A 24,741-nucleotide genomic window follows, 5' to 3' on the forward strand; every position below is an offset into this window, starting at 1 on the left:
CGGGAGTTCCACGCATGACGCATTACTGCGATGGCCTCGACGAGGCGGTGGGCTGGATGCTGGCGCAGCTGCCGCGCGAACTGCATGTCGCCGCGCCGCTGGGCATCGGCAAGCCGCACCGGCTGCTCAACGCGCTGTACGCGCACGTGGCGCAGGATCCTGCGCGACCGATGCGGCTGTACACGGCCCTGTCGCTGGATCCGCCGCGTCCGGGCGGCGGGCTTGAAGGCCGCTTCCTGCGGCCGTTCGTGGAGCGGCATTTCGGCGGCGACTTTCCGCGCCTGGCCTACGTCGAGGCTCAGCGCCGCGACGCGCTGCCGGCACATATCGGCGTCGAGGAGTTCTACCTGCAGTCCGGCGCCCTGCTCGGCTCGACCCAGGCGCAGCGGCGCTACGCCAGCCTCAACTACACCCACGTGGCGCGCGCGCTCGCCGACCGTGGCGTGAACTGCATCGTGCAGAAGGTGGCGGCCAGCGACGACGGCTCGCGGCTGTCGCTGTCGAGCAATACCGACCTGACCTTCGACGCCATCGACGCCATCGTCGGGGCCGGCCTGCCGCGCCCGCTGCTGGTGGCCGAGATCGATCCGCACCTGCCCTGGCTCGACGGCGAGGCGGTGGTGGAGACCGGCTGGTTCGACCTGGTGGTGGCGCCGCCTCCGCCCTATCCGCGCCTGTTCGCGCTGCCGCGCGAACCGGTCGGCGACACCGAACACGCGATCGGCCTGTACGCCAGCGCGCTGGTGCGCGATGGCGGCACCCTGCAGATCGGTATCGGCGCGCTCTCGGACGCGCTGTGCCACGCACTGGCGCTGCGCCATACCGACAACGCAGCCTACCGCCGCGTGCTGGCCGCGCTCGACCCCGACCTGCCCGCGCATCCGGCCGTGGTTGCCAGCGGCGGGCTCGGCCCGTTCCAGCAAGGCCTGTACGGCTGCAGCGAGATGATCAACGAAGGGTTCCGGCGCCTGGTCGAGGCCGGCGTGCTCCGGCGCCGGGTCGTGGACAAGTCCGCGCTGATGGAGCGCATGAACGACGGCAGCGCCGATGCGTCCGAACGCGAGCTGGTGGAACGGGACGGGCAGTTCCTGCACGGCGCCTTCTACCTCGGCTCGCAGGCGTTCTACGACTGGCTGCACGGCCTGGACGAGGCGACCCGCGCCGGCATCGGCATGAAGCGCGTCAGCCACGTCAACGCGCTCCACGGCCAGGACGAACGGCTGGAGCGGCTGCAGCGCCGCGACGGGCGTTTCTTCAATACCTGCATGATGGCCACCGCGCTCGGGGCCGCGGTGTCGGACGGGCTCGACGACGGCCGCGTGGTGTCGGGCGTGGGCGGGCAGTACAACTTCGTGTCGATGGCGCATGCCCTGCCCGGCGGGCGTTCGGTGCTGATGCTGCGCGCCACGCGCGAAGCCGGCGGCCGCAGCGGATCCAACATCCGCTGGCAGTACGGGCACATCACGATCCCGCGCCACCTGCGCGACGTCTACGTCACCGAGTACGGCATCGCCGACCTGCGCGGCAAGTCCGACGAGGACTGCGTGGTCGCGATGACGGGGATCGCCGATGCCGCGGCCGCGCCGGACCTGCTGGACGCGGCGCGGCGCGGCCGAAAACTCGATCCGGGCCTCCAAGCGCCGCAGGCCTGGTCGCGCAATACCGCGGCGCGTGTGCACGCCGCGCTGGCGCCCTTCCGCGCCGATGGCACCTTGCCCGATTATCCGCTGGGGAGCGATTTCGACGCCGTGGAGCAGCGACTGCTGCGGGCGCTGGGCTGGCTGAAGCGCCGCGGCGGCACGCGTCGCGGCCTCGCGGCGACGCTGGGCGCGGCCCTGCTGCAGGCCGCGGCGCGCGACGACGAGGCCCTCGCCCGCATGGACCTGGCGCTGCCGCGCGGAATCGGCGAGTGGATCCAGGCGCGGATGCTGCGCCACGCGCTCACGCGGACCGCGCGCCCGCCGGCCTGAACGCAACGCTGCGGTGCGCCGGCACGCGCGGCGCCCGGCGTATCATCGGCCCATGAACAAGGCTGACCGACTCCGCGATACCCTGCAGGCGCTGCGGCCCACGCACCTGGAGGTGCTGGACGAAAGCCATATGCACAGCCGCGGACTGGAAACGCACTACAAGGCCGTGGTGGTGGGCGAGGCGTTCGCGGGCAAGCGCGCGGTACAGCGCCACCAGCTGGTGTACCGCACGCTCGGGCCGCTGATGCAGGAGATCCATGCGCTGGCCCTGCATACGTACACCCCCGCCGAGTGGGAGCAGGCGGGTGCGGCCCCGGATTCGCCCACCTGCCGCGGCGGCAGCAAGCACGACCGTCCGGCGTCCTGAAGGCGGCCGGATGGATGTCCCGGCGCCGCCCATCGTCAACGAACGCGGCGAACGCCTGCTCGCCTTCCGCCCGGCATCGGCCGATCCTCCGTCCCCACCCCGCTTCGCACTGGCGCTGCTGCTGAGACAGTCGCGCGTGCTGCTGGTCCACAACGCCCGGCGCGATGTCTGGGAGCTGCCCGGCGGCTGGATCGATCCGGGCGAATCCGCCCGCGACTGCGCCCGGCGCGAGTTCCGGGAGGAGACCGGCTGGCGCGCGAACCATCTCTCCCTGCGCGGCTGGGTGCTCGTCGGGCGCGGCCATGAGGCGCCCGGTGACACCTGCGCCGGCGCGGTCTTCGCCGTGCGCGGCCGGCGCGTGGCGCCACGCGCCGCCGATGGCGAAATCCTCGCGGCGACGCGATGGCCGCTCGATGCACTGCCGCCGCAAACGTCCGCGATCGACAGGTGGCTCATCGCGCGGATCGCAGCCGCCGGACACGACAGGGGGCGCCTCGGCGCCCCCTGAACCACTGCACTCGCGCGCCGCAACGCGCCGGCCGGACTACAGCGCGCGTGCGGCCGCGACCACGGCCTCGACCGTGATCCCGAAGTGCTTGTACAGTTCGCCCGCCGGCGCACTGGCGCCGAAGGTGTCGATGCCCACCACCGCGCCATCCAGGCCGACATACTGGCGCCAGAAGCCGGTGACGCCGGCTTCCACCGCCACGCGCTTGCGCACCGCGCGCGGCAGCACCGACTCGCGATACGCCGCATCCTGGCGCTCGAACACGTCGGTCGACGGCATCGACACCACGCGCACGTTCTCGCCCAGCTGTTCGGCAGCCGCGGTCGCCAGCTCCACTTCCGAGCCGGTGGCGATGAGGATGATCTCCGGCGTGCCCTTCGCTTCCTTCAGCACGTAGCCGCCGCGCGCGATGTCGCGCACCTGCTGCGCGTCGCGCGGCTGGTGCTGCAGGTTCTGCCGCGAGAACACCAGGCACGACGGGCCGTCGCGACGTTCGATCGCCGCCTTCCACGCCACCGCCGTCTCGACCGCGTCGCAGGGACGCCACACGTCGTTGTTGGGGATGTAGCGCAGCGAGGCCAGGTGCTCGACCGGCTGGTGGGTCGGGCCGTCCTCGCCCAGGCCGATCGAGTCGTGGGTGTAGACGTGGATGCCCGGCGACTGCATCAGCGCGCTCATGCGCACGGCGTTGCGCGCGTAGTCGCTGAACACCAGGAAGGTGGCGTCGTAGGGCAGGAAGCCGCCATGCAGCGACAGCGCGTTGGCGATGGCGGTCATGCCGAACTCGCGCACGCCGTAGTTGATGTAGTTGGCGTCCGGCGAGGTGCCGGTCACCGGCTGGCTGCCCTTCCACAGGGTGAGGTTGGAATGGGCCAGGTCGGCAGAGCCGCCGATCAGCTCGGGCAGCAGCGGCGCATAGGCCTCGATCGCCATCTGCGAGGCCTTGCGCGAAGCGACGACGGGACCTTCGGCCTGCAGCTTGGCGATGTAGGCGTCGGCCGCGGCGGAGAAATCCCGCGGCAGCTCGCAGCGCATGCGGCGCTGCAGCTCGGCGGCCTGCTCGGGATATTCGGCGGCGTAACGCTCCATCAGCGCGTTCCACTTCGCCTCGCGCTCGGCACCCGCGTCGGTCGCGCGCCAGGCATCGGCGATCGGCTGCGGCACGACGAAGGGTTCGTGCGCCCAGGACAGGCCCTGGCGGGTGGCCACGACCTCGTCCTTGCCCAGCGGCGCGCCGTGCGAGGATTCCTTGCCCGCCTTGGCCGGCGAACCGTAGCCGATCGTGGTGCGGCAGCAGATCAGGGTGGGCCTGTCGTCGTGCGCGAGCGCGGCTTCGATCGCCGCCTTGATCCTGTCGGCATCGTGGCCGTCGACGTCGCGGATCACGCGCCAGCCGTAGGCCTCGAAGCGCGCCGGCGTGTCGTCGGTGAACCAGCCCTCGACCTGGCCGTCGATTGAAATGCCGTTGTCGTCCCAGAACGCGACGAGCTTGCCCAGGCCCCAGGTGCCGGCCAGCGAGGCGGCCTCGTGGGAGATGCCTTCCATCAGGCAGCCGTCGCCCATGAACACCCAGGTGCGATGGTCGACGACGTCGAGGCCCGGGCGGTTGAAGCGCTGCGCCAGCAGCTTCTCGGCCAGCGCGAAGCCGACCGCGTTGGCGAAGCCCTGGCCGAGCGGGCCGGTGGTGGTCTCCACGCCCGGGGTCATGAAGTTCTCGGGATGTCCCGGCGTCTTCGACTCCAGCTGGCGGAAGCGCTTGAGTTCCTCGATCGACAGGTCGTAGCCGCTCAGGTGCAGCAGCGCGTACTGCAGCATCGAACCGTGGCCGTTGGACAGCACGAAGCGGTCGCGGTTGCTCCACTTCGGATTGGCCGGGTTGTGGCTGTGGTAGTCGTTCCACAGCACCTCGGCGATGTCGGCCATGCCCATGGGCATGCCCGGATGGCCGGACTTGGCGGCCTCCACGCCGTCGATGGCGAGGAAACGGATGGCGTTGGCGAGCTCTCTGCGGCTGGGAGTGGTCATGTGCGGACGGGCAGCGAAGGGAGAATCCCCGGAACCGGGGCCCGCCATTGTCCCATGCCCGGCCGCGGCTGTGGCCCGGCCGGGCCACGATGGCGCGGTTTCGTCCGCAACCGCCGCGCGGCGGCGTCAGGCCGCGGCGATATCCGGCCCGGAATCGCTCTCGCCGCGCGAGACCAGGGCGGCGATGCCGAGGTCGCCGGCCACGTTCACCGTGGTCCGGCACATGTCGAGGAAATGGTTCACGCCCAGCACCAGGCCGATGCCCTCCGGCGGCACGCCGACCATCGCACAGATCAGCGCCACCACCGGCAACGAGCCCGAGGGCACGCCGGCGGTCCCGATGCCGCCGAGGATGCACACCAGCATCACCATGACCTGCTGGCCGAGGCTGAGATCGACGTTGAAGAACTGCGCCAGGAAGATCACCGTCACGCCCTCGAACAGCGCGGTGCCGTTCTGGTTGGCGGTGGCGCCAATGGTGAGCACGAAGCGCGACACCTTCTTCGGCAGCTTCAGGTTGTCGTCGGCCACGCGCAGCGCGGTCGGCAGGGTGGCGTTGCTCGAGGCGGTGGAGAAGGCCATCAGCATCGCCTCCTGCACGCCGCGGAAGAACGCCAGCGGCGACCAGCCCGCCACCAGGCGAAGGGCCAGCGAGTAGGTCACCACCATGTGGATGACCAGGGCGCCCACCACCACCAGCACGAACTGGCCGAGCCGCAGCAGCAGGTCCCAGCCGAACAGCACGGCCAGGTTGAACATGAAGCAGAACACCGCATAGGGCGCGAGCCGGATCACCAGCCCGATCAGGGTCATCGAGATCTCGAACAGGCCCTCGATGCCGCGCTTGAGCACTGCGGTCTGCGGCGTCTGCGTGAGCACCAGGCCGACGCCGAACATCAGCGCGAAGAACATCAGCGCCAGGATGTTGGCGTTGTTGGAGGCCGCGCCGATCACGTTCTGCGGCACGATCGACAGCAGCATGTCCATGCCCTTGGGCTGCTGGGTGCTGTCGCGGACGATCGCCTGCGCGCGCTCGGCGCCTTCGGTAAGCAGTTGCTGCGCGAGCGCCGGGTCCACGCCGGCGCCCGGCTTGAACAGGTTGACCATCACCAGGCCCAGCAGCACGGCCAGGCCGGACAGCAGGATCGTCCAGGCCAGGGTGCGCCAGCCGATGCGGCCGAGCGCACCGATGTCGCCCATCTCCGATACGCCGACCACCAGCGCCGAGAACAGCAGCGGCACGATCAGCATGAAGATCAGGCTCAGGAACAGCTGCGAGAACGGCGTGGTGGCATAGCGCGTCAGCGCCTGCACCCATTCCGCGTCGGCACCGATGCCGTAGTGGACGAACAGGCCCAGGCCCAGGCCGACGACGAAGCCGATCGCGATCTTCCAGTGCAGGGGCATCGCCGCGCGGGTGCCACGGGTGGGTTCTGTCATCGGCGCTGTCTCTGCTGCAACAATCGCCGCAGCTTAACAAAAGCGGTGTCCGCGCCAGCGCCGCTGCGCGATGGCGTGGCCTTGCGGCTACCGGCCGCTGCGCGGGTACAGCGGCGGCAGCAGGTCCTCGCCGGGTTCGCCGGGGGGGCCCGGATCACGCCACGCAGGGCCCCTGGCGAACGCCGTGCGCAGCGCGGCGCGGGCCGTGCCCAGGTCGCCATCCGCCCAGCGCGCCAGCTGCAGCTGGTGCAGCGCGTCGCGCTGCGCCTCGTCGCCGAGCATCCGCGACAGCGCATCGAGGCTGGCGGCCGCAGGACTGGCGAGTGCGCGCAAGGCCTGTTCGACCTCGCCCGGATCGCCCACCTGCAGCACGCGCTGGAGCTCGCGCGCCGACGTCGCCTGCGCGCCCGCGACCGGTGCCGTGGGCGCGCCTCCTGCGACGACGGCAACAGGAGCCTTGCGCCGCAGCGCCCAGGCCAGCGTCGCCATCCACAGCAGCGCAAACATCATGGCGATCCACGGCCAGGGACCGGCAGCGCGAGGCGCGGCCTCGCCCGCCACCGACACCACCGGTGCGCCGTCCACGGCCGGCGCATCCCCGGCCGCGACCTCCAGCGACAGCGGCGGCAACGACGCGACGCGGGCGGCGCCGGCGCGCACGTCCCACCATTCCACCCGCGGCCCCGGCAGCTGCAGTGGACCGGCGGCTGCGGGCACCAGCGCGAAGCGACGGGTCATGCGGGTGCGCAGGCGGCCGTGCTCGAAACTTTCGTCCACCTGCGCCGGTTCGGGCAGGACCTGGACGCCGGCGATCGCGGGCAGCCGCAGCTCGGGCAGCTGGCTGGCCGCGGCGCCGTCGGCGACCAGTTCGATATCCACCGTCACCGCATCGCCGGCGCGCGCAGCCTGCGGGGTGGCCAGGTAGCGAAGCTCCAGCGCGTGCAGCGGCAGCCACGGCTGCGGCGCGCCATCGGGCACCGGGCGCACCTGCAGGATCCGCGGCGGCCCGTCGGCGCGCAGCGCGCGGCGCCCGCTGCCGAACATGTCGTCGAAGAAGCCGCCCACGCCGGTGCCCTCGAAGCGCGCGCCCGGGATGGTGAGCACGCCGCTGCGCTCGGGCACCACGAGGAAGCGGCGCTCGACCACGGTGTAGCGCCGGCCGGCCACTTCGCGGGTGTACTGCAGGTCGCTGCCGACCCGCTGCATCGACGCGCCCTCGGGCTGCGGCTGGTCGAGCTGGCCGGACACCAGCGGCGTGGCGTAGTACAGGCGCAGCGTGTAGCCGATCGACTGCTGGACGTAGGGTTCCTGGCTGTCGGCTTCGCCCTCGACGAAGGCCGGCTCGCCCGCCCGCGCCGGCGCGGCGGAGGCCGGCGCGACGGTCAGCTGCAGCGGGGCGGTGGACTCGTTGCCCACGCGCAGCGCCGGGATGGTCATCAGGCCGTCGCGGCGCGGCTTGAGCGCGACCGCGAACAGCACCCGGTCGCGCTGCCGGCCGCCGGTGCGCTCGATCCCGCGGCTGCTGCTGTGCCCGCTGAGCACGAAATCCGGCACCAGCGCATCGAAGTCGGGCATGCGCACGCCGGCCTGGTCGGTCTCGATGTTGAGCGTGGTGGTCTCACCGACCTCGATGCGGTCGCGATCGAGCCAGGCGCGGGTGGCCGCCTGCGCGGGCGGCACGCATGACAACAGCAGGATCGCGCAGGCCAGTGCGCGCAGGATCGGGGTCATGGCGAGGGTTCTCCGCCGGTGCGGCGCTGGTGCTCGAGGCGGAAGCGCGCGCGCAGCAGTCCGCCAGGGTCGTCGGGAACGCGCCGCAGCCAGGCCTCGCCCGCCTGCCGGCGCTCGCGCTCGGCCTCGGTCTCGGCCTGCTCCGGATCGCCGGCGACGCGCTCGCCCTGGTCGGTGCGCTGTCCGCCATCGTCGTCGAGGGCCTGCTGCATGCGTCGCTGCTGCGCGGCATCGGCGTCGCGCTGCCGGCGCGATTCATCGTCGCGGGACGCCTGTTCCGGCGCATGGTCCGGATCGGCCGACTCGCGCCCTGCGCCAGCATCGTCTTCGGGAGTTTCAGGTGTGGCCGACGTAGCCTCGCCTTCTCCACCGCCGCGTCCATCGCGCTGCCGGTCGGCCTGCTCCTGCTCCCGGTTGCCCTCGCCGCCCGCGGGCGGCTTGCGACGCAGCGCCGCCTCCACCACGGCGCGGTTGGCCACGGCGTCGGCCATGCCGGGCTGGCGTCGCAGCGATTCGTCGTAAGCCTCGAGCGCTTCTTCCAGGCGGCCCGCGCGCGCCAGTGCATTGCCGCGGTTGTAGGCCGCGTCGGCCCCGGGCAGCGTGGCCCAGGCCCTGGCCGCCTCGTCATAACGCCCGGCGCGATAGGCCTCGATCGCCTCGCGCATGCGCGCATGCGCCACCTGGTCGGCGCGCCGCCACGGCGTCGAAGCGGGCGCGTCGGCGGCCTGCAGCGCCGGCATCGGCAGCAGCAGGCAGGTGGCCAGCACCGCGACCATCGCGCCGCGGCGGAAGGCCAGCAACATCAACAGCATCAGCGGCGGCAGCAGCCACCAGCCCTCGTCGCGCGCGATCCGCGCACTGCCGCTTGCATCCGCCAGCGCGCCGGAACGCGCCGCGCCGTCCAGCACGCCCAGCGTTTCCAGGTCCCGGCTTCCCGCGGCCAGGGCGGCGTAGCCGCCACCGCCGGCCGCGGCGACGCGCTGCAGGGACGCGGTATCGAGGTGGCTCGAGCGCAGGCTGCCGTCGCGCGCGCGGAAGGCCGCGCCGGCCGGCCGGCCCAGCCCCAGCACCGCCACACGGAAGCCCGCGGCCGAGGCGCGCGCGGCGGATGCCACCGCAGCCGCGTCCGCGGCATGCGTGGCCAGCAGGATGTCGCCTCCGGCATGGCCGGCCTGCTGCAGCAGGCGCATCGCCGCGACGATGCCGCGATCCGGGCGATGCCCGTCCACAGGCATCACGTCGGGCGCCAGCGCATCGAGGAACAGCGCCACGTTGGCCGCGTCCGCGGTCAGCGGCGCCACGGTGTAGGCATCGTCGGCGAAGACGACCAGGGCCACCTCGCCGCCGCTGCGTTCGCGCAGCAGGCTGTCGAGCTTGGCGCGCGCCTGCAGCGTGCGCGAGGGCGGCAGGTCGGAGGCCAGCATCGCGTCGGACAGGTCGAGCACGACCACCAGCGCCCGGGCCTGGGCCTGCAGCGGCGCCTCGCCCTGGCGCCAGCTCGGGCCGGCCAATGCCAGTACCGCCAGCGTCCAGGCCAGCAGCGCGGCACACAAGCCGCCGAGATCGCGGCGAACGGCGCCTGCATCCACCAGGTGCGGCAGCAGGTGCGCATCCACGTGCCGGCGCCAGACGCTGCCCTGCCGCCGGCGCCACCACCAGGCCGCCGCCAGCAGCGGCAGCGCCAGCAGCGCCCACAGCCAGGCCGGGCGCAGGAACTGGACGTGGGCGAGCGCCGCGATCATGCGCCCCGCTCCATGGCTTGCCGGGCCCCGCGCAGGCGCGGCCACGGCAGCAGCGACAGCAGGCCCGCCAGCAGCGCGCCTGCCAGCGGCCAGGGATAGCGCTCCACCATCGGCCGCAGCAGTTCACCGGGCCGCAGCACCGGTTCGAGCCGGTCGATCTCCGCATAGATGCCGGCCAGCTCATCGGCATCGCGCGCACGGAAGGCGCGCCCGCCGGTGGCTTCGGCGATACGGCGCAGCGCTTCCTCGTCGATCTCGGCCTCGCCGGCGGGCATGCGGATGCCGAACATGGTCCGCGCCTGGTCGTCGCCGAAGGCTACGGTGTGGATGCGCACGCCGCGCTCGCGCGCCAGTTCCGCGGCCTTGACCGGATCGAGCTGGCCGGCGGTGTTCACGCCGTCGGTCAGCAGCACCAGCACCTGCGGCCCGGTCACCCGCGCGTCGTTCGCATCGCCGTCCAGGCGCTTGACGGCCAGGCCGATCGCATCGCCGATCGCGGTTTCGCGCCCGGCCAGGCCGACCACCGTGTCGAGCAGCTGCTGGCGCACGCTGTCGCGATCGAGCGTCATCGGCGTCAGCGCATACGCACGCTGCCCGAACACGATCAGCCCGACCCGGTCGCCCTCGCGCCGCGCGAGGAAATCGGAGATCACGGCCTTGGCGGCCGTGAGCCGGTCTACCAGCTGCCCGCCAAGCAGCATGTCCTCTTCGCCCATGCTGCCGGACAGGTCGACGGCCAGCATCATTTCGCGCCCCGAAGCCGGCGGCTGCACCGCCTCCCCCGCCTGCTGCGGCCGCGCGGCCGCCACGCACAGCAGGCACCAGGCCAGCAGCGCCAGGGGCGGCAGGCCGCGCAGGCCCGGCGCATCGCCGCGCTGGAGCACGCCTGCGATCCGTCCGCCCCACGGCACGCGCAGCGCCTCGAGCGCGGGCCGCACCGGAGGCAACCAGCGGCGGACCAGTAAAGGCAATGGCAGGGCAAGCAGCATCCAAGGCCAGGCCAGGTGCGGCAGCCAGTCGGGCCAGGCCGGCAGCAGGCCGCTCATGGCCGCGCCTGCATCCAGTCGACGAAACGCGCGCGCGCGAGCACGCGCAGCGCCTCGACTTCGGCGGGATCGACGTGTACCCGGAACGCACCCTCGAGCAGCAGCCGTCCCACCGCACCGTCGAAGTCGGGGATGGCCCGGCCGCGGTCGAGCAGTTCCAGCCAGGCCTCGCCCTCGCGGGTGGCCGCATCCGGCGCTTGCAGCCGCGCCGCGCGACGCAACAGGCCGGAGATGGCCGCGACCTGGGCAGGTCCCGCCGCAGCCGCATTCACGGTGCGGTCGAACAGTTCGCCCGCGCGACGGCGGCGCTGCAGCCGGCGCCAGCGCAGCCAGGCCAGGATCGCGACCACGACCAGCACGATGCCTGCACCGACCCACCACCCCGGCGCCGGTGGCCACCACGGAGGCGCGGCGGGCTCATGCACGTCGCGCAGCGGCAGTTGCGCGGGGCTCACGGCCTGCCTCCGCCGGAGACCGGCAGCAACCAGGATTGGCTGGGCGCGTCGGTCGACAGCAGGCCGACCCGGATGCCGCGCGCGCGCAGGCGCGCGACGGCCTGCCCTGCCGCGTTGGAGAACGCCTCGTCCCAGCGGCGGCGCTGCGCCGGGTCGCCGAGGTCGGGATCGAGCCGTTGCCCGCCGGCCAGCATCGGCAGGCGCTGCGGCGGGGGCGCACGCTCGAGCGGATCGTCAACCAGCACCACCGTCGCGTCGTGATGCAGGCTCAGCGCCGCCCACGTGGCGTCGCCCACCCCGTCCAGGCTGCCGGCCTCGGCCAGCACCACCAGCCGCGAGCCCGGCTTCAGCAGGCGTCGCGCCCGCGCGAGCGCATCGGCCAGGCCCGCATCGTCGTCAGGCGGACGGGCATACCAGCGGGCCAGCGCATCGAGCACGCGCAACGCCCCGCGCGTCCCGCCGGCGGGGCGGACCGCCGGTTGGGTGCTGCTGCCGCGCAGGGCCGCCACCCGGTCGCCCTCGCCGACCGCCGCCCACGCCGCGACCGCGCCCGCGCGCGCGGCCTGCACGGATTTGAAGCGCACGCGGGTGCCGAAATACAGCGCCGGCGCGGTGTCGGCCACCACCAGGGTCAGCCGCTCGCGCTCGGCCTGGAACAGCTTGGTGTGCATGCGGCCGCTGCGCGCGGTGAGCCGCCAATCGACATGGCGTGCGTCGTCGCCACGCGCGTACTCGCGTGATTCGGCGTACTCCATCCCGCGGCCACGCTGCGGCGAAGGTGCCTGCCCGCTGGCGCCATGGCGGCCAGGCTGCGCCGGCCGCCGCGATTGCGCGACGCGGCGCAGCGCAACCAGTTCGGCCAGCGTGGGCACGATGCCGGGCAGCGGATCGGCAGGGCGGCGGGCGGGCATCGCGTCGGGCCTGCTGGGAGCGCTCAGGGCAGCGGGACCCGGTCCAGCAGCGCCGACACCAGGCGGTCGCCGTCCCAGCCCTCGGCGGTCGCCTCGTAGCTGGGCAGGACGCGATGGCGCAGCACGTCCGGGGCGACGTCGCGCACGTCGTCGGGCGTCACGAAGTCGCGCCCGGCCAACCAGGCGCGCGCCCGCGCGCAGCGCTCGAGCGCGATCGAGCCGCGCGGGCTCGCGCCCCAGGCGATACGGCGCGCGAGTCCGGCGTCGTAGCGCGCCGGGTCGCGCGAGGCCAGCACCAGTTCCACGATGTAGCGCTCCACCGCCGGCGCCAGGTGGAGGTCGAGGACCGCGGCGCGCGCGGCGAACACGTCGGCCTGCGGCATCCTCGCCGGTTGGTGACTGCCGCCGCGCAGGCCTTCGCGGGCGCGCTCGCGCGCGAGCTGCAGGATGGCGGTTTCGGTGCCCGCTTCCGGATAGCCGATGCGCACGTGCATCAGGAAACGGTCGAGCTGCGCCTCGGGGAGCGGAAAGGTGCCTTCCTGCTCGATCGGATTCTGCGTGGCCATCACCAGGAACAGCGCCGGCAGCGCGTAGGTCTGCCGCCCCACCGTCACCTGTCGCTCGCCCATCGCCTCCAGCAGGGCCGACTGCACCTTGGCCGGGGCCCGGTTGATCTCGTCGGCCAGCAGCAGCGAATGGAAGATGGGCCCGGGCACGAACTCGAAGCGCGCTTCCTGCGGGCGCCAGATCTCGGTGCCGGTCAGGTCCGCCGGCAGCAGGTCGGGGGTGAACTGCACGCGCGCGAAGTCGCCCTCGATCCGCGCCGCCAGCGCGCGTACCGCCGTGGTCTTGGCCAGGCCGGGCGCGCCTTCGACCAGCAGGTGTCCATCGGCCAGCAGGGCGATCAGCAGGCGCTCGACCAGCGCCGCCTGGCCCAGGATACCGCCGGCCAGGTCGTCCCGCAGCGCGGAAAAGGCCGCGTGCAGGCGTGGGATGTCGTCACGCGAGGTATCCATGGACCGCCCGGGCTGCCGTGTCGGGCCCATTGGACCAGACCCGGGCGTGGAGGTTCAGTGCCGGAGGACACCCTCGTTCGCGCGGCCGGAAACAGGAACGGGGCCCGAAGGCCCCGTCCGTTGCGTCGCCGTCGCGGCCTCAGCGCTGCGCGACGCGCAGCACTTTCGGCGTGACGAAGATCAAGAGTTCGCCCTTCTCCCGATCACGCCCGCGGCTCTTGAACAGGTTGCCGAGAATGGGCAGGTCGCCAAGGAACGGGACCTTGCGCAGGTCACTACGGTCGCGGAACTCGTAGACGCCGCCGATCGACACCGTCTGCCCATCCTCCATCAGGACGGCGGTCGTGATCTCGCGCTTGTTGATCTGGGGGACCTCGCCAACGCCAGTCTGGATGAAGTCGAAGATCTCGTCCTTCTTCAATTCCATGCTCAGGAAAACCCGGCCATCGTTCGTGATGGTGGGAGTAACCTTGAGCTCAAGCAGGACATCCTTGAATTCGACCGTCGGAATATTGCCACCCTGACCACCAGTAATGGTGAGGTAGCCCACCTCCTGACCCTGGCGGATAATCGCTTCCCGCTGGTTGCTGGTGACGATACGGGGATTGGAAACGATTTCGCCGCGTCCCTCCTCCTGCAGCGCGGACAATTCCAGATCCCAGTCGATCGCATTGCCTAGGATGGTCAGCGCGAGCGCGCCCGCACCGGTCCCTGCCGGCGAACTGAAGTTCAGGTCGCGGCCGGGACGCACCCGCGGATCCGTCCCTGCGCCAACGGCATTGCCACGGCTCCCGGCGATGGAACCGGATGCGCCGAGCCGGTCCTTGGAGGCCTGGATCCCGAAACGGGCCCCAAGGTCCCGGGAGAACGTCTCATTGGCAATGACGATGCGTGCCTCGATCACGACCTGGTCAACCGGCTTGTCAAGCATGGTGACCAGACGTTTGATTTCTCCCACGCGTTGAGGAATGTCGATCACCAACAAGGTATTGGTGCGACGGTCGAAGCTCAGGCTGCCGCGGCGCGACAGGAACCCACGGCTGTCTTGGCCCTGACTGCCGCCGCTGGCGCCCCCACCCATGCTGTTCTTACTCTCCTCGGTCAGCAGCTTGGCGATGTCCTCGGCGTTGCCGTAGCTGATCGGGATGTACTCGGTGACCATCTCGGCGCGTTCCTCGAGTTCCAGGCGCGCATCTTCCTTGGCCTTCTCGAACGCGGCGATCTCGGCCTGCGGGGCCACCCACACCACGTTGCCGCTGCGGCGCTTGTCGAGCTGGCGCGCCTGCAGGACGATGTCCAGCGCCTGGTCCCACGGCACGTTGATCAGGCGCAGCGTGACGTTGCCGGTCACCGTATCGCTGGCGACGATGTTGAGGTTGGACTCCTCGGCGATCAGCTGCAGCACGGTGCGCACCGGCACGTCCTGGAAGTTGAAGGTCACCGGGCGGCCGCTGTAGGCGCGCGTGGCCGAGGCCTGCGCCGTGGCGGTGGTGGCCGACGGGCTGCTGGCGCCGACGGCACGGTCGGAGGCGGCGGCTGCGCGCGGCACGATCTCGACCACGTACTCGCGACCGCTCTGGTAGGCCATCGGCTCGAAGTTGCCCTGCGCGCTCAGCACCAGCTGCGCGCCTTCGCCGCCCTGGCGCGCGTCGATGCGCTGGACCGGCGTGGCGAAGTCGGTGACGTTGAGCGGGCGCTGCAGCGCCGTGGGAATCGAGGCGTTGCCGATGTTGACGATGATGTTCGATCCCTGGGTGCGCAGGTCGGGATTCGCGCCCTCTCCGTCGAACCTCAGGATCAGCTTGCCCGCCCCGCCATCGCCGCGCTTGAAATCGACGGCGGAGACGGAGACGGCGCCCGGGACCTGCTTGCCCGGATCGACGGCCGCGGCCTGCGCCACCGCGAGGAGGGCGGGTGCATGCCCGCGGAGATCCGGGGCGCCTGCGGCCGCGGAGGCCGACAGCAGGCCCGCGCAGAGGCCGATCGCCAGGGCCTGGACCGGGATGGCTCGCCGGGCCGGCTGCCGATTACGCACGTTGGTGACGGTCATCTTTGACTTCCCCTGATCAATTGTCTTCGAGCGCAACCGAGGCCGGCCGTTCCAGCCAGCCGCCAGCGCCATCCGGCACGAGTTCGACGAGATCGATTCGATCTTCCTGCACATGGGTCACCCGGCCATCGTTCTGGCCCATGTAGACGCCGGGGGAGACCCGGTAGGTCACCTTGTCGGGTGCCATCACCAGCGCAACCATGGACGGGCCGGTATGCAAGGTGCCGACCATGTCCAGGCTGTCGAGCGGGAACTGCTCGAGCACCTGCTTGCGACGGTTGGAGTCCGGCCGCGGCCCGCTGCCGCTGCCGTCGTCGCCGAACGCGGTGCTGAAGGGGTCGCGCAGGTCCTGGGCGGCGTATTCGAAGGTCTCGAACTGCTGCATCACAGGCAGCGGGTCGAGCGGCGGTGCCGGGCGCGCCTTCACGTTGGCCACCCACTCGTGCAGGTTGGGCGCGTCGCCGGGCGTACTGTCCACCCCGCGCACGCAGCCGGTGAGCGCCAGCGCCAGCACGCATGCCACGGCGCCGGCGGCCTTCCTGGTGTTCCGCATCAGTGTGCCCCCCCCGCAGCCGCAGCCGCCGCGGCCTGTTCCTGGGCCGCAGCCTCCTCCTCGTCCAGGTAGCGGTAGGTCTTGACCGTACCGGCCAGTTCCAGGCTCGAGTTCGGGCCGATGCCCGTGACGCTGTTGTTGTTGCCGCCGCCGCGCGGACGCAGCGAGATGTCGTGCATGGTCATGATCACCACGCGCGGCAGCGAGGCCACGCCGCTGACGAAGGCGCCGAACTGGTGGTAGGTACCCACCATCTTCAGCTCGATCGGCTTCTCGGCGTAGAACTCCTTGGGCGCCTCCGGACCAGGCTTGAACAGCTCGTTATGGATGCCCGTGGCCAGCGCGGTCTGCGAGATGTCGTTGATCAGCGCCGGCATCTCGGTGCGGCTGGGCAGCTGGCGCAGCATCTGCTGGAGCTGCTGTTCCATCTGCGCGAGCTGCTGCTTGAGCGGCTCCAGGTTGGAGGCGCGACCCTGCTTGGTCTCGAAATCCGTGCGCAGTTCGACTTCCCTGCGCTCCAGGTTCTCCAGCTCCGGCCCCTTGGGACGCGTCACCACGTACCACAGCAGGCCGAAGATCAGGGCGGCCAGCAGCACGCAGAAACCGATCTTGTACTCGCGCGGCCACGAACCCATGTTGTTGACGTCGAGCTCGCGCAGCGACACCTTCTTCTTGCTCACTGGGTGGCTCCTTCGGCAGGCGCGGTCTCGACTGCGGGCTCGTCCGCGATGGCCGGCGACCCGGCCGCCGCCGCGGCAGCGGCTTCGGCCGCGGCAGCAGCGTCAGCGGCCGCGGCGGCTTCCGGCGTGGCCGCGGGTTCTGCGTTGACCGGCGGCACCGGATCCGGCACGCCGTCGCCGTCCTCGTCCCTGGGCGCGTTGGGGTTGGCCAGCTGCACCGACAGGGTGAACGCGTATGGCAGGCCGGCGACGCCGTCGCGTGCCTCGATGATCGACAGGTCGGGCTTGGTCATCCAGCCGGACCCCTCCAGGTTGCGCATGTAGGTACTGACGCGCGAGTTGGACTGCGAACGGCCTTCCAGGGTGAGCTTCTCGCCTTCCTGCTTGATCCCGGTGAGGATCACGCCGTCGGGGATGGTGCGCACCAGCGAGTCGAACAGGTGGACCATCTGCGAGCGGTTGGCCTGCAGCTGCTCGATCACGTCCTTGCGCGCCAGCAGGCGGGCACGCTGGCGGTCCAGGGCCTCGATCTCGACGATCTTCTTGTCGACCTCGGCGATCTCCTGCTCGAGGAAGCGGTTGCGCTCCTTCTGGCCGTCGATCTGCGCGTTGTAGTACATGTTGAACAGGAACCAGAGCAGCAGGCCGGCCAGCGCGGCCAGCCCGAGCATCGCGCCGAATTCCTTCTGGCGCTGCTTGCGGCGCTCCGCCCGCCACGGAAGTAGGTTGATCCGGGCCATCAGTCGAAGCTCCTCAGGGCCAGGCCGCAGGCGATCATCAGCGCGGGCGCGTCCTGGGCGAGGGCGTGGGCCTGGACCCGGGAGCCGAGCGTCATCTGCGCCAGCGGGTTGGCGATGATGGTCTGGACGCCGAGCTGCTCTTCCACCATCTCGGCGATGCCGGGGATGGAGGCGCAGCCGCCGGCCAGCACGATCTGGTCGACCCGGTTGAACTCGCTGCCCGCGTAGAAGAACTGCAGCAGGCGGCTGATCTGCTGGACCAGGGCCTCCTTGAACGGCTCGAGCACCTCGATCTCGTAGCTTTCCGGCAGCCCGCCCTGGCGCTTGGCCAGGCCGGCCTCCTCGTAGCTCAGCCCGTAGCGGCGCATCACCTCGTCTGTCAGCTGCTTGCCGCCGAACACCTGCTCGCGCGCGTACAGGCTGCGCCCGTTGCGCAGGATGTTGAGCGTGGTCATGGTCGCGCCGACGTCGACCAGGGCGACGATGCCGTCGCGCGGGATGTTGAGCGTGCTGGCCAGCAGGCCGAAGGCGTTCTCGATGGCGAAGGCCTCGACGTCGACCACCTTGGCGGTCAGCCCGCCGAGTTCCAGTGCCGAGGCGCGCATCTCCACGTTCTCGGACCGGGAGGCGGCCAGCAGGACCTGCACCATCTCCGAATTGCCGGGCAATCCGCCCAGCACCTCGAAATCAAGGTTCACTTCCTCGATCGGGTACGGGATGTAGTTGACCGCCTCGAGCTCGACCTGGGATTCCATGTCGTCCTCGTCCAGGTCCGCCGGCATCGGGATGATCTTGGTGATCACCGCCGACCCGGATACCGCGGCGGCGGCGAACTTGGCCTTGGTGCCCGAACGCGAGACCGCGCGCCGGATGGCCTCGCCCACCGCCTCGACCTCGACGATGTTCTTCTCGACCACGGCGTTCGGCGGCAGTGGCTCCACGGCGTAGTGCTCAACCCGGTAGCGGTCGCCGGAACGCGACAGCTGGAGCAGCTTGACGGCCGTCGAACTGATGTCGACCCCGACAAGCGGCGCTTGACTTTTTGTGATCAGCCCCACGTTTTTCCCCTTTGCCACGGGCGCTTACGTGCGCAACGTGCCCCGGCGCATTAAATAACGGACTTTTCATCCGGTGGCAACAGTGGACCTTGCGGAGCGTGCTGCATGCCCGCTTTGCCCAGTCCGGCCACCTGCGGCCCCGGCTCCACCCCTCCCGACCCACCGCCCGGCCCGCTGCCCGGCCCCGTGAGCATCCGCCGACGGCGCCTCTCCGCGCCGCGCCTATACTTGCGCCCCTATGTCCGCGCCTACCCCAGCCCCCCGCAAGAAGCCCCGGCCACTGCTGCGCGTCCTGCGCTGGGTGCTGCTGGCCTGCATCGCGCTCGCCCTGGTCGCCGCCGCCGCGGGCGCGTTCGTCTACTACACGGTGTCCTCGAAGCTGCCCGAGGTGCAGAGCCTGCGCGACGTGGAGATGCAGGAACCGATGTACGTGTACGCACGCGACGGCAAGCTGATGGCGCTGTTCGGCGAGATGCGGCGCTACCCGGTGGAGATCGAGGACGTCCCCGAGCGCCTCAAGCAGGCCTTCCTCGCCACCGAAGACGCGCGCTTCTACGAACACGGCGGCGTGGACTACAAGGGCGTGGCGCGCGCGGTCTGGCTGCTGGCCAAGACCCGCGGACAGGAGCGCGTGCCGGGCGGTTCGACCATCACCCAGCAGGTCGCCCGCCAGTTCTACCTGAGCACGGAGTATAGCTTCACCCGCAAGTTCGCCGAGATGCTGCTGGCGATGAAGATGGAGCGGGAGCTCAGCAAGGACGAGATCTTCGAGCTGTACCTCAACAAGAGCTTCTTCGGCAACCGGTCCTACGGCATCGCCGCGGCGGCGGAGTTCTATTACGGCAAGACCCTCGACCAGCTGGACCTGGACGAGATGGCCTCGCTGGCTGCGATCCCGAAGTTCCCGTCCAGCGGCAACCCGCTGAGCAATCCCGAACGCGCGCGCGAGCGGCGCGACGACTACGTGCTCGCGCGCATGCGCGAACTGGGCTACATCACCGAGGACGAGTTCCGCCAGGCCCGGGCCGTGCCGATGCACGCCAAGCCACACGAGCGCCCCGTCGAGGCCTATGCGCCCTACGTCGCCGAGATGGTGCGCCTCGAGATGGAAGCCCGCTTCGGCGGCGACGTGCTCAACCGCGGTTACCACGTCACCACCACCATCGACCCGGTGATGCAGGCCGCGGCCGACCGCGCGGTGCGCAGCGGCCTGGCCACCTACGACCATCGCCACGGCTGGAGCGGCGCCGAGCAGACGTTCGAACTGGCCGCCGACGAGGACGCCGCCACCGCGAGCGCTCGCCTGCGCGGCATTCCCGCGCAGGGCGGCCTGCTGCCAGCGATCGTGCTCGCCACCGCCTCCCCCACCGCCGAGGTGGTGCTGGCCGACGGCACGACCCTGACCCTGGACGCCGCATCCAGCCGCTGGACCGGCAAGGTGCCGGCGGCGCTGGTCAAGCGTGGCGACCTGGTACGCGTGGCCCGCATCGAGACGCCGGCGAAAGGCGAGGCCGCCGCCGCGCCGCCGACGGTCAGGTGGCAGCTCGACCAACTGCCGCGCGGACAGGCCACGCTGGTGTCGCTGGAGCCCGATACCGGTGCGCTGCGCGCGCTGATCGGCGGCTTCAGCTTCGCCGGCAACAAGTTCAACCGCGCCACCCAGGCGCGTCGCCAGCCTGGCTCGAGCTTCAAGCCCTTCATCTATGCCGCCGCGTTCGAGCGCGGCTTCAACCCCGCCTCGATCGTGCTCGACGCGCCGGTGGTGTTCCGCATGCGCCGCGGCCAGGACTGGCGGCCGCAGAACGACGATGGCAAGTTCGCCGGCCCGATGCGCCTGCGCGAGGCGCTGGTGCGCTCGCGCAACCTGGTCTCGGTGCGGCTGCTCGACGCCATGGGCGTGGACTACGCGCGCCGGTATATCAGCCACTTCGGCTTCGAGGAATCGGAGCTTCCGCCCAACCTGTCGATCGCGCTCGGCACGCCGTCGCTGACGCCGCTCTCGGTCGCCCGCGGCTATGCGGTGTTCGCCAACGGCGGCTTCCGCATCGAGCCTTGGTTCATCGACGAGGTGCGCGACCGCAACGGCGAACTGGTCTACAAGGCGAACCCGCCGCGCGCGTGCCGCGGCTGCACCACCGGCGCGGACGGCGTCCAGGTCGCGCGCCCGACCGTGGTCGACGGCTTCGACCTCGGGCCGGCACGCCCGGTGACGGGGACCGGGGAAGACGGCGATGCGCCGGCGCAGGCGCCGGCCACGCTGCCCGAGGGCGCCGTGCTCGCGCCACGCGCGATCGACGAACGCGTGGCCTACCAGCTGGTATCGATGATGCGCGACGTCGTGCAGCGCGGCACCGGCACCGCGGCGAAGGTACTCGGCCGCGAGGACGTGGGCGGCAAGACCGGCTCGACCAACGACCATCGCGACGCCTGGTTCTCCGGCTTCGGCGGCAACCTCGTCACCTCGGTCTGGGTGGGGCGCGACGACAACCGCTCGCTAGGCTACCGTGAATACGGTGGCCGTTCGGCCCTGCCGATCTGGATCGACTTCATGCGCGTGGCCCTGGACGGCGTTCCGGTGGCCCGCAACGACCCCCCGCCCGGCATGGTCAAGGTCGCGGTGAGCGCGGGCGGCCAGCTGCTTCCGACCGCGTCCGAAGGCGGCATCGGCGAGTACGTCAAGGTCGAGGACCTCGAGCGCATGGAGGTGGTGACCACGTTCGAGTTCGACGACCTGCCCGCCGAGGAGGCGTTCGACATCTTCTGAAGCGCCGGCGGCACGCTCACGTTGACGTCCGGCTGGCGTGGGTTACAGTCGGCTCGTCGCCGGACCGGGGGATCGTGATGCACCGTGCCCGCCAGCATGCCGAAACGCGTACGCGCGAGCGCCGGCACCGCCTCGCCCACGAGGCCGCGAGGCTGATGGCCGAAGGCGGCATCCGCGACTTCCACCAGGCCAAGCTCAAGGCAGCCGACCGCCTCGGCTTCCACGACGACGCCTCGCTGCCGCGCAACCGCGAGATCGAGGACGCACTGCGCGAATACCAGCGCCTGTTCCTGGGCAGCCACGCCGACGACCTGCGCGCGCGCCGCGAGGCGGCGCTGCGTGCGCTGGAGTTCTTCGCGCGCTTCGATGCGCGCCTGGTCGGCCCGGTGCTCGATGGCACCGCCGACGCGCGCACGCCGATCGGCCTGCAGCTCTACAGCGACGATCCCGACGCGGTGACGCGCTTCCTGGACGAGGCCGGCATCCCGGCCGAATCGCGCAGCCGCCGGCTGCGCCTGGACAGGGCGCGCGAGGGCGATTTCCCTGTGTGGCTGTTCAGCGCCGAGGAACTGGGCTTCGAGCTGACCGTGCTGCCCGCCGTGGCGCTGCGGCAGGCGCCGCTGTCGGGCGTCGACGGCCGGCCGATGAAGCGCGCCTCGGCCAGCCAATTGCGACAGCTGCTGGTCGAGGAGGAGATCGCCGGTTACGACGCCGCCGGGACCGCCAGCGACTAGCGTCGCACCGGACGCGTCCGGAAACAGGAACGCCCCGCATCGCGGGGCGTTCCTTCGACCAGCTTTGCGGCGCGATCAGCGCTTGCCGGCGGGCACGTAGTCGCGCACGTCCGAGCCGGTGTAGATCTGGCGCGGACGGCCGATCTTGGCTTCCGGATCGACCTGCTGCTCCAGCCAGTGCGACACCCAACCGGCGGTGCGGCCGATGGCGAACATGACGGTGAACATTTCGGTCGGGATCTTCAGCGCCTTGTAGATGATGCCGCTGTAGAAGTCGACGTTCGGGTAGAGCTTGCGCTGGATGAAGTACTCGTCCTGCAGCGCGGCCTCTTCCAGGCGCATCGCCACTTCCAGCAGCGGATCGTCCACGCCCAGCTCGCCCAGCACCTTGTGGGTCATCTCGCGGATGATCTTGGCGCGCGGGTCGAAGTTCTTGTAGACGCGGTGGCCGAAGCCCATCAGGCGGAAGCCAGACTCCTTGTCCTTGGCCTTGGCGACGGCGGACGCGACGTTCTTCGCATCGCCGATCTCCTCCAGCATCTTCAGCACCGCCTCGTTGGCGCCGCCGTGCGCGGGACCCCACAGCGCGGTGATGCCGGCAGCGATGCAGGCATAGGGATTGGCGCCGGTGGAACCGACCAGGCGCACCGTCGAGGTCGACGCGTTCTGCTCGTGGTCGGCGTGCAGGATGAACAGCAGGTCCAGCGCCTTGGCGACCACCGGATTGAGCTCCAGCGGCTCGCTCGGCACCTCGAACATCATGTGCAGGAAGCGGTCGACGTATTCGAGGTTGTTGCGCGGATAGCGGATCGGCCAGCCGATCGAATAGCGGTAGGCGGCCGCGGCCAGGGTCGGCACCTTGGCCAGCAGGCGGATCGCGGCCTGGCGGCGGTGGGCCGGGTCCTCGAGGTCGAGGGTGTCGTGGTAGAACGCCGACAGCGAGGCCACGGTCCCGGCGAGCATCGCCATCGGATGCGCGTCGTAGTGGAAGCCGTGCAGGAAGTTCTTCAGCGACTCGTGCATCATCGTGTGATGCGTCACCTCGTGCTCGAACTTGGCGAACTCGGCCTGGTTCGGCAGCTCGCCGTTCATCAGCAGGTAGGCCACCTCGAGGAAGCTCGAATGCTCGGCCAGCTGCTCGATCGGGTAGCCGCGGTACAGCAGCACGCCCTTGTCGCCGTCGATGTAGGTGATCGCGGACTTGCAGCTGGCAGTGGCGGTGAACCCGGAGTCGTAGGTGAACAGCCCGGTTTCGCGGGTCAGCTTCGAGACGTCGACACAGTCGTTGCCGAGGGTGGGTTTCAGGACGGGCAGCTCGACGGACTTGCCGCCGGCGTTCAACACGACGTTGTCGGACACGGATTGGCTCCTCATGGTTCGGACGTACGGACGGGCGCCCATGGCGCCCGGCGACGGCGGTACAACGGCTACCGCAACGCAGCAATTATCGCACAGGCCGCCCGCCGGCCGTCTCGGACTTTGGTCCTGTCCCGGCGCATCCGGCGCAGGCGCCGATCGCGGCGCGGCACCGCTGCGCGCCGCGGCTCCGGAACGCAAACGGCCGCCCGGAGGCGGCCGTCTGGGACAACACGGAACGGTTTGTTCCGTTCGCGATTACTTCGCGTAGCGGCGCTTGAACTTGTCGATGCGGCCGCTGGTGTCCACGATCTTGTTCTGGCCGGTGTAGAACGGATGCGTCGCGGACGACACTTCGATCTTGACCAGCGGGTATTCGTTGCCGTCTTCCCACTTGATCGTCTCCTTGGAGGAGGCGGCCAGGGTGGAACGGGTGAGGAACTTGAAATCCGAGGTCACGTCCTGGAAGACGACTTCGCGGTATTCGGGATGGATGTCGGCCTTCATGGCGTCACACCGTGAGATTGCGCAGGGAAGCCCGGCATTATAGCGGCGCCTGCGCCGAGCGCGCAAGCCACCCTAACCGGCCAGCGCCCGCCGCACCCGGTCCTCGAAGGCGGTCTGGTCGTAGCCGACCAGGATGCGCGCCGCGTCGGGCCGGCCGGTCTGCCGGTTCCAGTCCACGACGGTGGCGCCGCGGCCGGGGCCACGCTCCAGGCAGACCTCCACCGGGCGCTCGGCGGTTTCACGGGCGTCCTCCGGCGCCAGCGCCCAGGCCATGGCCAGGGCGTCGGCGGCGAACCAGCGGTCGCCGCGCCGGTCGGCCGACCAGGCCCGCGTCTGCCGCGAGATGTCCTCGTAGAAGCGGCCGCGCGCCGACCCGGCCGCCAGCCAGGCCTCGACCTGGGCATGCGGCAGGCCGTGGGCGAGCGTGGCGTCCCAGTCGGCCAGGTCGAAGCGCGGGAAGGCCTCGAACACCAGGTGCGCGGCTTCGGGGTCGAAGTAGACGTTGAACTCCGCCGCCGGGGTGATGTTGCCGTGCGCGCTCACCGAGCCGCCCATCACCACCAGCCGCGCGACGCGTTGCGGCAAGGTCGGGTCCAGCTTCAGGGCCAAGGCCAGGTTGGTGAGCGGGCCAAGCGCCACCAGCAGCAGCCGGCCGGCATGTTCATGCGACAGGCGCAGGATCGCCAGGGCCGCGTGCTCCTGCGCCGCGGCCCGCGCCGCAGGCGCGTAGCCGGTGTCGCCGAAGCCGTCCTGGCCGTGCACGTAGGCCGCGTCGGGTGCCGCATGCAGCAGCGGGGCCGCGCAGCCGGCGAACACCGGCACGTCGGCGCGCCCGGCGACTTCGCACAGCTTCAGCGCGTTGGGCACGGTGTGCGCCAGGCCCACGTTGCCGGCCGCGATGCTCAGGCCGACGACCTCGTGGTCCGGCGCGTCGAAGGCCATCAGCAGGGCCAGCGCGTCGTCGACGCCCGGGTCGGTGTCGATGAGAAGGGGAATGCGTGGCATGGACGGGACCTGCGGCAGTGATCGGGACAGGCGCCAGGGGCGCGCAAGCCGGGCAGGTTAGCCGGTTGCCGGCGCCGACGCAG

The 24,741-nt window shown here is 71.2% G+C and carries 21 protein-coding genes; 5 read left to right on the forward strand and 16 right to left on the reverse strand.

Annotated features, from left to right (window positions below; all coding sequences use genetic code 11):
* The first annotated feature begins 14 nt into the window (after nt 1-14).
* From ACFQ2D_RS14380 to ACFQ2D_RS14390, 3 genes are read left to right on the forward strand one after another with little or no spacing between them, the layout of a single operon-like run.
* Nucleotides 15-1,970, forward strand: a complete 1,956-nt coding sequence (locus tag ACFQ2D_RS14380) for an acetyl-CoA hydrolase/transferase C-terminal domain-containing protein (RefSeq protein ID WP_280942436.1) — start codon at nt 15-17, stop codon at nt 1,968-1,970.
* A 52-nt stretch (nt 1,971-2,022) separates the two neighbouring features.
* Nucleotides 2,023-2,337 (forward strand): BolA family protein, encoded by a 315-nt coding sequence (locus ACFQ2D_RS14385; RefSeq protein WP_280942435.1) that lies wholly within the window; start codon nt 2,023-2,025, stop codon nt 2,335-2,337.
* Nucleotides 2,338-2,347: 10 nt separating this feature from the next.
* Nucleotides 2,348-2,845 carry an NUDIX hydrolase gene (locus tag ACFQ2D_RS14390; RefSeq protein ID WP_280942660.1) on the forward strand — a complete coding sequence of 166 codons (498 nt, stop codon included), beginning with the start codon at nt 2,348-2,350 and terminating at the stop codon, nt 2,843-2,845.
* Nucleotides 2,846-2,881: 36 nt separating this feature from the next.
* On the opposite strand, the gene tkt is transcribed toward ACFQ2D_RS14390, so the two are convergent.
* From tkt to ACFQ2D_RS14455, 13 genes are all read right to left on the reverse strand, one after another.
* A complete protein-coding gene (tkt, locus tag ACFQ2D_RS14395; protein ID WP_280942434.1) occupies nt 2,882-4,870 on the reverse strand; it encodes a transketolase in 1,989 nt (662 codons plus the stop codon).
* Nucleotides 4,871-4,996: 126 nt separating this feature from the next.
* Nucleotides 4,997-6,310 (reverse strand): dicarboxylate/amino acid:cation symporter, encoded by a 1,314-nt coding sequence (locus ACFQ2D_RS14400; protein WP_280942433.1) that lies wholly within the window; start codon nt 6,308-6,310, stop codon nt 4,997-4,999.
* Between the two features lie 87 nt (nt 6,311-6,397).
* On the reverse strand, nt 6,398-8,041 hold the full coding sequence (locus ACFQ2D_RS14405) for a BatD family protein (protein WP_280942432.1): 1,644 nt from the start codon (nt 8,039-8,041) through the stop codon (nt 6,398-6,400).
* Complete coding sequence (locus tag ACFQ2D_RS14410; protein ID WP_280942431.1) at nt 8,038-9,783, reverse strand: tetratricopeptide repeat protein; 1,746 nt, start codon at nt 9,781-9,783, stop codon at nt 8,038-8,040. The genes ACFQ2D_RS14405 and ACFQ2D_RS14410 overlap by 4 nt, the downstream gene beginning before the upstream one ends.
* Nucleotides 9,780-10,829, reverse strand: coding sequence for a vWA domain-containing protein (locus ACFQ2D_RS14415; RefSeq protein WP_280942429.1), 1,050 nt, complete (start codon nt 10,827-10,829; stop codon nt 9,780-9,782). The genes ACFQ2D_RS14410 and ACFQ2D_RS14415 overlap by 4 nt, the downstream gene beginning before the upstream one ends.
* A complete protein-coding gene (locus tag ACFQ2D_RS14420; RefSeq protein ID WP_280942428.1) occupies nt 10,826-11,284 on the reverse strand; it encodes a DUF4381 family protein in 459 nt (152 codons plus the stop codon). Before ACFQ2D_RS14420 ends, ACFQ2D_RS14415 begins: the two co-directional genes overlap by 4 nt.
* On the reverse strand, nt 11,281-12,195 hold the full coding sequence (locus ACFQ2D_RS14425) for a DUF58 domain-containing protein (protein ID WP_280942427.1): 915 nt from the start codon (nt 12,193-12,195) through the stop codon (nt 11,281-11,283). The genes ACFQ2D_RS14420 and ACFQ2D_RS14425 overlap by 4 nt, the downstream gene beginning before the upstream one ends.
* A gap of 23 nt (nt 12,196-12,218) precedes the next feature.
* On the reverse strand, nt 12,219-13,211 hold the full coding sequence (locus ACFQ2D_RS14430) for an AAA family ATPase (RefSeq protein ID WP_386795690.1): 993 nt from the start codon (nt 13,209-13,211) through the stop codon (nt 12,219-12,221).
* 139 nt (nt 13,212-13,350) lie between these two features.
* The gene (locus ACFQ2D_RS14435; protein ID WP_280942425.1) at nt 13,351-15,261 is read right to left on the reverse strand and encodes a type IV pilus secretin PilQ; all 1,911 of its coding nucleotides are present in this window, start codon (nt 15,259-15,261) and stop codon (nt 13,351-13,353) included.
* Between the two features lie 16 nt (nt 15,262-15,277).
* Nucleotides 15,278-15,814, reverse strand: coding sequence for a pilus assembly protein PilP (locus ACFQ2D_RS14440; RefSeq protein ID WP_280942424.1), 537 nt, complete (start codon nt 15,812-15,814; stop codon nt 15,278-15,280).
* Entirely contained in the window at nt 15,814-16,494 is a 681-nt protein-coding gene (pilO, locus tag ACFQ2D_RS14445) for a type IV pilus inner membrane component PilO (RefSeq protein WP_280942423.1), read from the reverse strand. Before pilO ends, ACFQ2D_RS14440 begins: the two co-directional genes overlap by 1 nt.
* A complete protein-coding gene (locus ACFQ2D_RS14450; protein WP_280942422.1) occupies nt 16,491-17,234 on the reverse strand; it encodes a PilN domain-containing protein in 744 nt (247 codons plus the stop codon). The genes pilO and ACFQ2D_RS14450 overlap by 4 nt, the downstream gene beginning before the upstream one ends.
* Entirely contained in the window at nt 17,234-18,292 is a 1,059-nt protein-coding gene (locus tag ACFQ2D_RS14455; protein ID WP_280942659.1) for a pilus assembly protein PilM, read from the reverse strand. The genes ACFQ2D_RS14450 and ACFQ2D_RS14455 overlap by 1 nt, the downstream gene beginning before the upstream one ends.
* Before the next feature lie 238 nt (nt 18,293-18,530).
* Here ACFQ2D_RS14455 and ACFQ2D_RS14460 point away from each other — a divergent pair, with 238 nt between their 5' ends.
* Nucleotides 18,531-21,056: a penicillin-binding protein 1A gene (locus tag ACFQ2D_RS14460; protein ID WP_280942421.1), complete on the forward strand. Its 2,526-nt coding sequence runs from the start codon at nt 18,531-18,533 to the stop codon at nt 21,054-21,056.
* 77 nt (nt 21,057-21,133) lie between these two features.
* Entirely contained in the window at nt 21,134-21,790 is a 657-nt protein-coding gene (locus ACFQ2D_RS14465) for a hypothetical protein (protein WP_280942420.1), read from the forward strand.
* 75 nt (nt 21,791-21,865) lie between these two features.
* Here the strand turns inward: ACFQ2D_RS14465 and ACFQ2D_RS14470 are convergent, their stop codons facing one another.
* From ACFQ2D_RS14470 to ACFQ2D_RS14480, 3 genes are all read right to left on the reverse strand, one after another.
* Nucleotides 21,866-23,149: a citrate synthase gene (locus tag ACFQ2D_RS14470; protein ID WP_280942419.1), complete on the reverse strand. Its 1,284-nt coding sequence runs from the start codon at nt 23,147-23,149 to the stop codon at nt 21,866-21,868.
* 255 nt (nt 23,150-23,404) lie between these two features.
* A complete protein-coding gene (locus tag ACFQ2D_RS14475) occupies nt 23,405-23,653 on the reverse strand; it encodes a type B 50S ribosomal protein L31 (RefSeq protein ID WP_280942418.1) in 249 nt (82 codons plus the stop codon).
* A 72-nt stretch (nt 23,654-23,725) separates the two neighbouring features.
* Nucleotides 23,726-24,658, reverse strand: a complete 933-nt coding sequence (locus tag ACFQ2D_RS14480; protein ID WP_280942417.1) for a nucleoside hydrolase — start codon at nt 24,656-24,658, stop codon at nt 23,726-23,728.
* Nucleotides 24,659-24,741: the final 83 nt, after the last annotated feature.

Origin of the sequence: Luteimonas composti (assembly GCF_042678665.1) — a bacterium.
Taxonomy (GTDB): domain Bacteria; phylum Pseudomonadota; class Gammaproteobacteria; order Xanthomonadales; family Xanthomonadaceae; genus Luteimonas; species Luteimonas composti.